The organism is uncultured Polaribacter sp. (assembly GCF_947501385.1).
Taxonomy (GTDB): Bacteria; Bacteroidota; Bacteroidia; order Flavobacteriales; family Flavobacteriaceae; genus Polaribacter.
The window spans coordinates 171819-182021 of the sequence record NZ_CANMVP010000006.1 but is presented as its reverse complement, the minus strand read 5'-3'; the positions used below and the strand labels follow the sequence as shown (position 1 = coordinate 182021).

The following is a 10203-nucleotide window of genomic DNA, read 5'->3' as shown; positions in this document are numbered from 1 at the left end:
CAACCGCTTGATAAAAATTTTTCTCGGGTCTCGAACTGACATTTTGGAATACATTTAACTCAAAATGCACAACGGGTCTAATTCATATTCTTTTAATAATCCATCAATACTGCTACCTAATTGTATCCAACTACTACTAGTGCTATCATATTGATAAACTTTTACACGTCCTCCATCAAAATTTGTATCTGAATTGGAGCCATCATTTCTTGGTGCGCCAACTGCTACAATAGTTCCGGTTTCATTTAAACTTACAGAAGAGCCAAATTGATCACCTGACGATTCTCCAAAAATTGTGTTTCCTATTTGAGACCATTGGTCTGTACTACTCGAATATTTAAAAACTTTCACTTCTCCTGTACTACTGTTTGCAGATCTGTTTCCTCCAGCAACAATAGTTCCATCATTATTCATACTTACACTATAACCTACAACATCATTAATATTTGTTCCAAGTAAAGACCATGTTCCGCTATTGTTTTTATAAATATTTATATTTGTGCTTGTAGTAGATGCTATAATATCACCCTCATTATTAATGGCTACTTTTTGCCCTTGCCTTGTAGGTGGTGCCCCAAAAATATCTGCTCCTATTTGAGTTTGAGCAGAAGAATTAAAATAGATTACTAATAAAAATATACTTTGTAGTAGTAGTCTTGTAGTTTTGTTCATGACTAAAATTTTTATGATTTTCATATGGCGAAACTACCTTTAGCACTACATTATTTTCCCACCCAAAAAGGGTAGTTTTCATTTTTTTCACTATTTTTAGGTAGATTCTAAAGTATTTTTCTATGGTTTTGAAAAGAAAAAGAATATTGAAAAAATTTCTAAAAATCAATTTAAACTAGTACACTTCCTTATATTTGATGCTTAAATTTACAAACTCTTGAATAAAACTATTTTTTATTTAATTTTTATATTTTTATTAAATTCTTGCTCAAAAGTAGAAGACAATAAAAATCTAAATTTTTCAATTTCTTATTTAGAAGATTTAACGCAAACTGAAACAATTGAATCTATTTTAAAAAAAAAATTTAAGAAATTAGAAAGTCCAAATATTGGTTTTGAAAATGGGGTTTATTGGTTTAAAATAACTATAAAATCAGCTTTGTCAGATAAACAAATTGTTTTAGACTTGCCAGAAAGTAATATTCATGGAATTACTGTTTATCAAAATTCAAAAAAAGTCGCTATTCAACATTTAGACGATACCCATTTTTCTTTGTTAGTCCCTTTTTCATCAGAAAATTCTGTTTATTATTTGAGAGTGCTTTTTGAGAACGAGGTGTATTTTCCACTGAAAATCAAAGTATACAATGAAATACAACTTCAAGAAAAACATAATTTTTTCACCAATGGTTTGTATTATGGGTTTGTATTAGTTGGCTTATTACTCAACATCTTTTTTTATTTTTCTTTAAAGGAAAAAACATTTATATATTATTGCTTTTTTTTAGCAGCAATTATTTTAGGCGTTTTGTCTTATGATGGTTTATTGCAAGTTATTTTGCCAGAAAGTTTATCATACTACACTAGTGTTATAACTCATTTCTCCATTACATTTTTTGGATTTTTATTTGGATATAAATTCTTAAACACTAATTATTACTTACCAAAAAGTAATATAATAGGTTTTGCATTACTTTTTTTAGCAGTTGTTAATTATCTATTATTTTTTATCACAAACCATTATTTATTTGTTGCTATTGCAGATACTATTTCCTTTTTTGTGTTGTTACACAATTGGATTGTTGGTATCATTATTTATAAAAAACATGAGTTTGCAAAATTCTTTGTTATTGGATATTCTTTAGTTTTATTTTCTGCAGCGCTATTCATATTACCAATTGATTGGGGACTAAATATATATACCACATCTTTGGACAGTATAAAATTTGGGTCGCTGTTTGAGGTACTTATTTTAACCTATGCCATTACGTATAGAGTAACTGTTTTGCAAAAAGAAAACGAACAATTTAAACTAGAAATTCAGGACTATTTTAAAAAATTAAATACACTAAATACTAAAGTAAACGAAAAGACAATAATTACAGTACAACAAATAATAGATCAACATAACTTGTCTGATAGAGAAGCAGAAGTTTTGCCTTTAATTTTCGCAGGATATACCAATCAAAAAATTGCAGATGATTTATTTGTCTCTCTAAATACTATAAAATTTCATGTTAGAAATATTTATCAAAAACTAAATATTAAAAATAAAAAGGAAGCGATTAATTTATATGCTCAAATTAATGATGATATGTAGTATGTGTTTTAGTTTCAATAAATACAAAAGCTTTTTTGCTTGTATTCTAATCTTTTTGCTATTGAGTTCTTGTGCTAAAAATGACTATAATATTCCATTTTCTATTGCTTATTTTCATGACGTAAATCAGTCTGAAACCATTACCTCTTTAAAGGGAAAGGAAATGACTGCTTTAGATTCTCCTAATTTAGGTTATGAAAATGGAATTTATTGGTTCAAAGTTGTTTTGCCTGTAGAAGATGCTAATGATAAACTTGTTTTTGATATTGCTGGTAATTCTATAAATAATTTGTCTTTCTATAACGATTCACAAAAAATAGACGAAATACTTATTGATAGTACCAGACCTTCTTATCTTATTAAGAATGATACAAAAAATAACACATATTACATAAAAGTAAATTTTGAAAAACAGGTTCACATTAATTTAAAAATTGAAAGGTTTACTGCAAGCCAATTGTCTGAAAAATACTTCTTCTTTATGAATGGTATTTATTACGGTTTTGTATTGATGATTTTGTTGGTAAACCTATTTTTCTATTTTTCATTAAAAGATATTGGATTTTTATATTACTTTTTTTTCTTAATTGCTATTACTTTAGGAATTTCTGATTATGACGGATTGTTTAATAATTATCTGCCAGCTTATTTCTTAAAATATTATAGTGCGATTACACATTTTTTAATTGCTGTTTTTGGAGCAATCTTTGCAAATCAATTTTTATCAATCAATAAATACATTCCTAAAAGTAATCGAGTAAGCTTTAGTTTACTTGCATTGGCTTTTGTATTTTATTTAGCCTATGTATTTACAGGGAGTTTCTTATTCAGCGCTATTGGAGATAGTTTTTCTTTGTTAGTTCTTCTTCATTATTGGTGTATTGGTTTGATTATTTCTAAAACAAATAAATTTGCAAGATTTTTTGTAGCTGGATATTCTCTAATATTATTTTCTGCATTTCTATTTATAGCTCCAATTGATTGGGGCTTACAAATTTTTACAGTTTCTCTAAGTACTATAAAGTTCGCTGCTTTTTTTGAAATGTTAATTTTAACCTATGCAATTACATACAGAGTAAAAGTTTTACAACGAGAAAATGAAATTTACAGAACTCAAATTAGTAAATATATTTATGAAATTCAGAAATTAAAAAGTAATTCTCAAGATCGTTTTGATATTGATAAAAATCTTATTAATAAAAATCTTTTAGAAGAAAAATACGAACTATCAACAAGAGAAATAGACGTATTGCTTTTAGTATATAAAGGATTTGCAAATAATAAAATAGCTTCAGATTTAAATATTTCATTAAACACTGTAAAATATCATATTAGAAATATTTACGAAAAATTAAATATCAATAGTAAAAATGAAGCAATAGATATGTTTTCTAAAATCAAATAGTATATTACTTGCGAAAAATTAAAAATTAAAAGTCTTCATCCTATTCGTATTTTTTTAAATATTCTTTTACCAATTGTTTATCCTTCCAATTTGAGGATAAATACATTTCTTTCGAAATATATTTTTGTCTTTTTTTAAAATCTTCTTTTTTATAACCTTTTACCGATTCTTTTAAAATTGAAATCGTATTTTTTAGCAATATCTCAGTATTTTCTGAAACGACAACTTCAATTTTGATGTTAAACTTTACTTTTTCTTTATCCTTAGAATTCTCTATAAATTTGATGGGTCTATTGATGTATGCATAATTTTTAGTAGTATTTCTGTAATAAGAGGTAAACACTTTACCAAGTGGATCTTTCTCATAATAAATAATTCCAGAATTTTCATTTTCAGAATATTTAACTCCTAATACCCACTTTAAATTTATATGGTCTCCACGCTTGCCTTTTGCGAATTTATAAACTACTTTTTTTAATGTAAAATCTATAGGATCTACATATACTTTTCCTAAAAATTTTGCTTTCGATTTTCTAGGTTCAAAAGAAATGACATAAAATTTATTAGCTCCTAAATATTCACTTTTTTCTAATTGATGTTTATAATATTTTTCACTTAAAAAATTAGAAGCATTTTCTTTTAATACAAATACACCTGTAACATCTGCATCTCTCTTATAATTTGTTATTTTGAATTCACCGTAAGAATTGTCTTTTTTTATGGAATCACTTATTTCAGATAGCTTTTTAAAAGACAGAGAATCTTCAATTTTAAAAAGTCCTGTTTTTATTTTATAGGTTTTGTTTGTATTTAAATGTTTTAAAACAATATTTTGAAATTTTTCTTGAATGCTATTTAACGTCAATCCTTTTTCTATCTCATTTTTTTTATAACCAAGAACGCTATCCACGTTTACAATTGTAAAGGTTTTCTTTGTTTTCTTAGATGTAATTTTTTTTGAAAATAAACTTCCTGAGAACTCAGTAGTAAATTCTGGAGATTTTATAAGCAATCTATTAGAGAACTCTTCCAATTCATGTTGTGCTGATTTTCTATTTTTTTTATCTATTAAAGAACTAGTTTTTAGTTCTAAATCTAATTTTTGAAAATTCATTTTTTGAGCATCACTAATATAGATCTCTTGTTTTACAGTTTCAGAAACATAGTTTTCTTTCATGCTCTTACATGTTTTCATCAATAAAGAATCTAAAGAAATTTTAGCTATTTTTAATTCAATTTCATCTAATTGATTTACCGTTTCAGCTAAATGAACCTTGAAGTTTAATTTTCTTAAATTTATAATAGTGAATGTTTTGGTTTGGTAGCCTAAGCAAGAAAATGTAATAAAATCTACATTATTTAAATTGAGTGTGTAGTTGCCAAACCTGTTAGAGGTGGTGCCTGTTTTTAAGTTTGTAGAAATTGCAACTTTATCAATAGCCTTATTTGAATTTTTAGAAAATACTTTCCCAGAAATTGTTTGTCCGTAGTAAAGCACGGTAACACATAAAAACAGATGAGTTAGAAGTATTTTTTTGGTCATTGCTTATTTAATTTTAAGAAATGTAGTACAATTTTAAATTCCTAAATTAAAAAGGATTTAAATTTAACAAAGTATTATATTTGCATTCTCAAAATTTTAAGAACTATTAACCAAAATGAAGTTAATATTTTTATCATTTAAAAATTTATAGAAATGAAAGCTGGAATTGTAGGATTACCAAACGTAGGAAAATCGACTTTATTTAATTGTTTATCGAATGCAAAAGCGCAAAGTGCCAACTTTCCTTTTTGTACGATTGAACCTAACTTAGGAGTGGTAAATGTACCAGACAAAAGAATTGAAAAATTAGAAGAATTGGTAAATCCAGAGCGTGTGATGCCTGCAACCGTAGAGATTGTAGATATTGCAGGTTTGGTAAAAGGAGCCAGTAAAGGCGAAGGTTTGGGAAATCAATTTTTAGCAAATATTAGAGAAACAGACGCTATTTTACATGTAGTGCGTTGTTTTGATAATGATAATATTATTCATGTTGATAATTCGATTGACCCCGTTAGAGACAAAGAAACCATCGATATTGAGCTACAATTGAAAGATTTAGAAACCGTTCAAAAGAGACTAGAAAGAGTAAAAAGAACTGCAAAAACAGGAAACAAAGAAGCACAAGCAGAGTTGGTTGTGTTATTAAAAGTTGAAGAAACGTTGTTAAAAGGTATTTCTGTAAGGGCTTTAGATTTCACAGAAAAAGAAATGGAATTTGTACAATCATTGCAATTTATTACTGCAAAACCAGTACTGTATGTTTGTAATGTTGATGAAAAATCAGCAGTTTCAGGAAACGATTATGTAGAAAAGATAAAAGAAGCTGTAAAAGATGAAAATGCAGAGGTTATTGTATTGGCAGTCGGCACAGAAGCAGATATTACAGAATTAGACGATTATGAGGAACGCCAGATGTTCTTAGCAGATATTGGTTTAGAAGAGGCGGGCGTTTCTAGATTGGTTCGTTCTGCATATAAATTATTAAACTTACAAACCTATTTTACTGCAGGTGTAAAAGAAGTAAGAGCTTGGACCATTCCAATAGGTTCTACAGCGCCTCAAGCAGCAGGAGTGATTCATACAGATTTCGAAAAAGGTTTTATTAGAGCAGAAACAATTGCCTACGACGATTATGTTGCTTTTGGCTCTGAAGCAAAAGTGAAAGAAGCTGGTAAAATGAGAGTAGAAGGTAAGGAATACATTGTAAAGGATGGTGATGTAATGCACTTTAGATTCAATGTATAATTTTTTCATGCTGCACTTGTTTTAGCTAAATATTAAATATTAAAGAATGTAAAAAAAAACCAATGAAATTCATTGGGATTTTTATTAATTTATGATATTAAATTATTATTTACGGAGATTTTGAGCGCTTTCCATCAATGCTTTAGCCATAATTTCCTGTTTTTCTGCAAGGTGTAAACGACTATAAACATTAATCTTCGTTTCAGTTTTGTCTTTTCTAGGAGTTCCAACCGAATTATTAGATTCAGATAACTCAACCCTATTTAAAGAAGATGAAGTACTAAAACTAATCTTAAAAGGATCAAACCCTGGCTGGATTTTAACTGTTACTCCCCATCCAGTTACTAAAGTTTTGGAGGCAGCTCCACTTATATCTGGACCATCCAATCCATCCCAAAGTGATTCAATATGTTTTTTTACGGAATTTTCATCACCATAGGCCCAACCATATTGTGCTGATCCTACTGAAGGATCATCCCAAGCTACACCAAAATAGCAACCAGAATTTCCTAGAGCATAAACTACTCCTCCTATGTTGTGAGTTCCAAAAATTGAGTCATGCTGAGTTCCGCATTCTTCAGCATTTTCAGAAGGAATATTATCCCAAGTTCCTTTTCTAGTCCCCGATGATTGCTTACATTCAATCATTTCGCAATTGTCAATATTAGTATTCTCAATTTCCCATGCAATCGACAAACCTGTTAGTGAATCCCAAATTTTCTTTAAAGCTTCAGCTTCATCTTTAATTGTTACAATAGACATAATTAAATTTTTAAGATTAGTATAATGTAAAATTAATTTAACAAGAACTACTATAATAGAGTATAAATACCTGTTTTTTAAATAGATATATTTTTCTTATAGTCTGTATTAAATAGCGATTGTTTTTTTACCAAAAAAGGAATAAATAATTTATGATTCTGGAAAAGATTTAAAAAAAACACTATAATAGATTATTATTAGAAAAAAATTTAGAAATTAGTTTGCTAGAAAATTCCAATGAATTTTCATTGGGATTGTTTTGTTTCTCTAAAATCGATACCTTAAACTTATTGCCTGATAGTTTTTGCCATAAAAATTTTGATCCATAACGGGTTGAAATGAAAATGAATTTTCTTTCTTTTTATGCAATTCAGGCACGTAATAGCCTACAATTGCTCCTAAACCGTATCCTAATAGCACATCAGATAAAAAATGCTGACCTGCTTTAATTCTTAGATATCCAACAGCAGCAGGCAATAGCGCAGCTCCTGCCCAGATATAAGGCACTGCAGGGGAATCTGGATTAAAATCTTGATATACTTTTGCTGCAAAAAAGGTTGCAGTTGTGGTTGCAGCAACATGACCAGAATAAAAAGATCTAGTAGCAGAAACACTTTTACGTTGTTCTAAAGGGGCATCTGTTCCGTAAACATAAGGTCTACTTCTGTCTACCAAACCCGCTGAAATTGTAAATAGCGCAGAAGTTGTGGCTAAACTTTCTAAATAAATCCCAAATAATTGTCCAGAATGTTCGTTTGCTTCATCATCAAATAAAAGTGCAAAAGGAGCTGCAAAAGAAAGGGCAAAAGGAATGTCACTTAATTTACTAGCGCTTTCAGAGTAATTACCAGCAGCCCATTGATCTATAAAATTGATATCGTCTTTTTCGCTTCTGATTCGAATTAAATCTGCATCAGAATAGCTATCTTTTTTAGAAATAATGTAGATACCACCTGCTGTAGCCGCAAATGCACCTGCTGTCCAAATTCCATCTCTTTTCCATTTCCACTCATATGGAGAGTTGCCCTTTTGAGCAAAAGTAACTTGTGTGATAAAAACCGTAATTAAAAGTAATTTCAAAAATTTCATATCTTTATTTTCTACAAAAAAATAAAAAATTGAAATTTTCAATTATCTCAAATACTCAAAATTTTGACTCAAAAAGAATTAATTTTTAAATTGAAAAATCACTTTTAAACTGTTCTTTTCTTCTTTAGCATTTTTTGAATAAATATGTTGTTTGGCAAGGTTATTTCTTCATCTTGTTCTGTTATAATGGTTACAAAAAATAACCCAATATTGCTAACTTTTCCTTTTATTTCATATTCTTTCCCTTCCATAATGGTAACGGAATCTTCTAATTTTACATTATGATTGAAGAAGATAATAATGCTTGAAGTGATGTTTGAAAGAATAGACCATTGTGCAAAAAATGCAACCCCAACAACCGTTAAAATAGAGCCTATGTAAACGATGAGATCAGACTGATTAACTCCAAGAATTGTTAAAATTATAGTAATGGTCACCACTAAAAAAGTGAGGTTGATTGCTTTTTTTACAATTTCTCCTCTTTGTTTCTGCATGAACTTATTTTCTCTTGTTCTTGTAATAATTTTATTGGAAGTTCTTCTCACAATAATAAAAATGAAGAAAACAATAAAGGCTTCAATGATTTTAATATATTTTATATCCATTGTTTTTAGATTACGTTAATGAGGTTTTTATATAAAAGTAGGTTGTTTTATAGATAGCTGTTTTAAGATTACTGCCCTAAATTAATAACTTTTTTTAAATTTCTCTTGGACAGAAAAATTAATAAGGTTCATAAAATTTTTATGAACACCTAAAGTAGTATCTAATTGCAACTGTTCTATAAGCCTTAAAATTAATTTTGGTTGGAATTGCAAATCTGGAATGGAAATGTATTTTTCAAAAATCACCCCAATACTCTTATAATAGAGTTGTTCAAAAGCATTCAAATGCGCTGGTCTTTCAGCTACATATTCATAAGAATTTACATTAAAAGATTGTAAAACATCACCAACATAATCTTTGTGCAATATTTGTGTAGGATTTATAATATTCAATTCCTTTATTTCTGGATTTAAAAAAGCATACAAAATTGCCTTAGAAACAAAATCTACAGGAACAATATTTAATCCACTTTTTTTATCTATCCAAATTCTAAAGTTTTCTATTGAATTCTTTGCGTATTTATCTAAAAAAATCGCCCAAGAATAAAATACATCATATTTTGGTGTTTCATAAAAAGGGGTATCTATCAAACGTCCGCAAACAATACTTGGTCTTAAAATCTGAGAAGCAATATTTTTCAATTTACAAGTTTCTTTTACATAAAGTTCGCTTTCATATTTAGATTGTTCATACGGATTTCTAAAATGAGTTACCTCATAATTTTCAATCGTATCGTCTACTTTTTTATCTTGAATGCCAAAAGAATACGCGGTACTGATGTATATAAAACGAGTTACAGATGTTGGTAATTGTTCTAAAAGTTTTTTTGTTACTAGATAGTTTTGAGCGTGTACGATTTGTTTAGAATCTTTGGTATGTAACAAACTTGTGGAGCCAGCACAATGAATAACGGTATCAAAAACATGTTTTTCTAGAATTTCTTTTGTGATGGTAGCTAAGTCATGAGCTATTACCGTTACTTTCTCTAAACAAGCTTCTAAAGTGAAATTATTTAAAAAATCTGGACGAGATTTGTCTTGTATCACATCTAATAATCGTTGTTTCGCAGGTTTTTCATTGTCTCTTATTACAATAAAAAGATGGTTTACTGTTTTCTCAACGATGGCTTTGTGTATCCATTCAAAAATAATATGACTTCCAACAATTCCTGTTCCACCTGTTAACAAACAATTCATACGTATACTTTTAATGAAATTTCAACAGTGAAAAGATTTTTTGAAGTAAAAACCTCACAATTCTGAAACTCCGAGCGTGAGGTTT

General features: G+C 28.4%; 9 protein-coding genes. 3 read left to right on the top strand and 6 right to left on the bottom strand.

All coding sequences use genetic code 11. From position 1 onward, the window contains the following. Positions 1-54: 54 nt before the first annotated feature. Positions 55-672, bottom strand: a complete 618-nt coding sequence (locus Q0998_RS06085) for a hypothetical protein (protein ID WP_299667627.1) — start codon at positions 670-672, stop codon at positions 55-57. A gap of 217 nt (positions 673-889) precedes the next feature. On the opposite strand from Q0998_RS06085, the gene Q0998_RS06080 reads away from it, so the two are divergent. Next, the gene (locus Q0998_RS06080) at positions 890-2272 is read left to right on the top strand and encodes a 7TM diverse intracellular signaling domain-containing protein (RefSeq protein ID WP_299667625.1); all 1383 of its coding nucleotides are present in this window, start codon (positions 890-892) and stop codon (positions 2270-2272) included. Positions 2273-2333: 61 nt separating this feature from the next. Then, entirely contained in the window at positions 2334-3677 is a 1344-nt protein-coding gene (locus Q0998_RS06075; RefSeq protein WP_299667622.1) for a 7TM diverse intracellular signaling domain-containing protein, read from the top strand. Positions 3678-3717: 40 nt separating this feature from the next. Here Q0998_RS06075 and Q0998_RS06070 read toward each other — a convergent pair whose 3' ends face one another. After that, positions 3718-5220 (bottom strand): carboxypeptidase-like regulatory domain-containing protein, encoded by a 1503-nt coding sequence (locus Q0998_RS06070; protein WP_299667619.1) that lies wholly within the window; start codon positions 5218-5220, stop codon positions 3718-3720. 153 nt (positions 5221-5373) lie between these two features. On the opposite strand from Q0998_RS06070, the gene ychF reads away from it, so the two are divergent. Continuing rightward, complete coding sequence (gene ychF, locus Q0998_RS06065) at positions 5374-6465, top strand: redox-regulated ATPase YchF (protein ID WP_299667616.1); 1092 nt, start codon at positions 5374-5376, stop codon at positions 6463-6465. 105 nt (positions 6466-6570) lie between these two features. On the opposite strand, the gene Q0998_RS06060 is transcribed toward ychF, so the two are convergent. From Q0998_RS06060 to Q0998_RS06045, 4 genes are all read right to left on the bottom strand, one after another. Then, the gene (locus tag Q0998_RS06060; RefSeq protein WP_299667613.1) at positions 6571-7227 is read right to left on the bottom strand and encodes a hypothetical protein; all 657 of its coding nucleotides are present in this window, start codon (positions 7225-7227) and stop codon (positions 6571-6573) included. 267 nt (positions 7228-7494) lie between these two features. Continuing rightward, on the bottom strand, positions 7495-8316 hold the full coding sequence (locus Q0998_RS06055) for a phosphatase PAP2 family protein (RefSeq protein ID WP_299667610.1): 822 nt from the start codon (positions 8314-8316) through the stop codon (positions 7495-7497). Positions 8317-8420: 104 nt separating this feature from the next. Beyond that, on the bottom strand, positions 8421-8921 hold the full coding sequence (locus Q0998_RS06050) for a mechanosensitive ion channel family protein (RefSeq protein ID WP_299667607.1): 501 nt from the start codon (positions 8919-8921) through the stop codon (positions 8421-8423). A gap of 81 nt (positions 8922-9002) precedes the next feature. Then, positions 9003-10118 (bottom strand): SDR family oxidoreductase, encoded by a 1116-nt coding sequence (locus tag Q0998_RS06045; RefSeq protein ID WP_299667605.1) that lies wholly within the window; start codon positions 10116-10118, stop codon positions 9003-9005. Between the last annotated feature and the right edge of the window lie 85 nt (positions 10119-10203).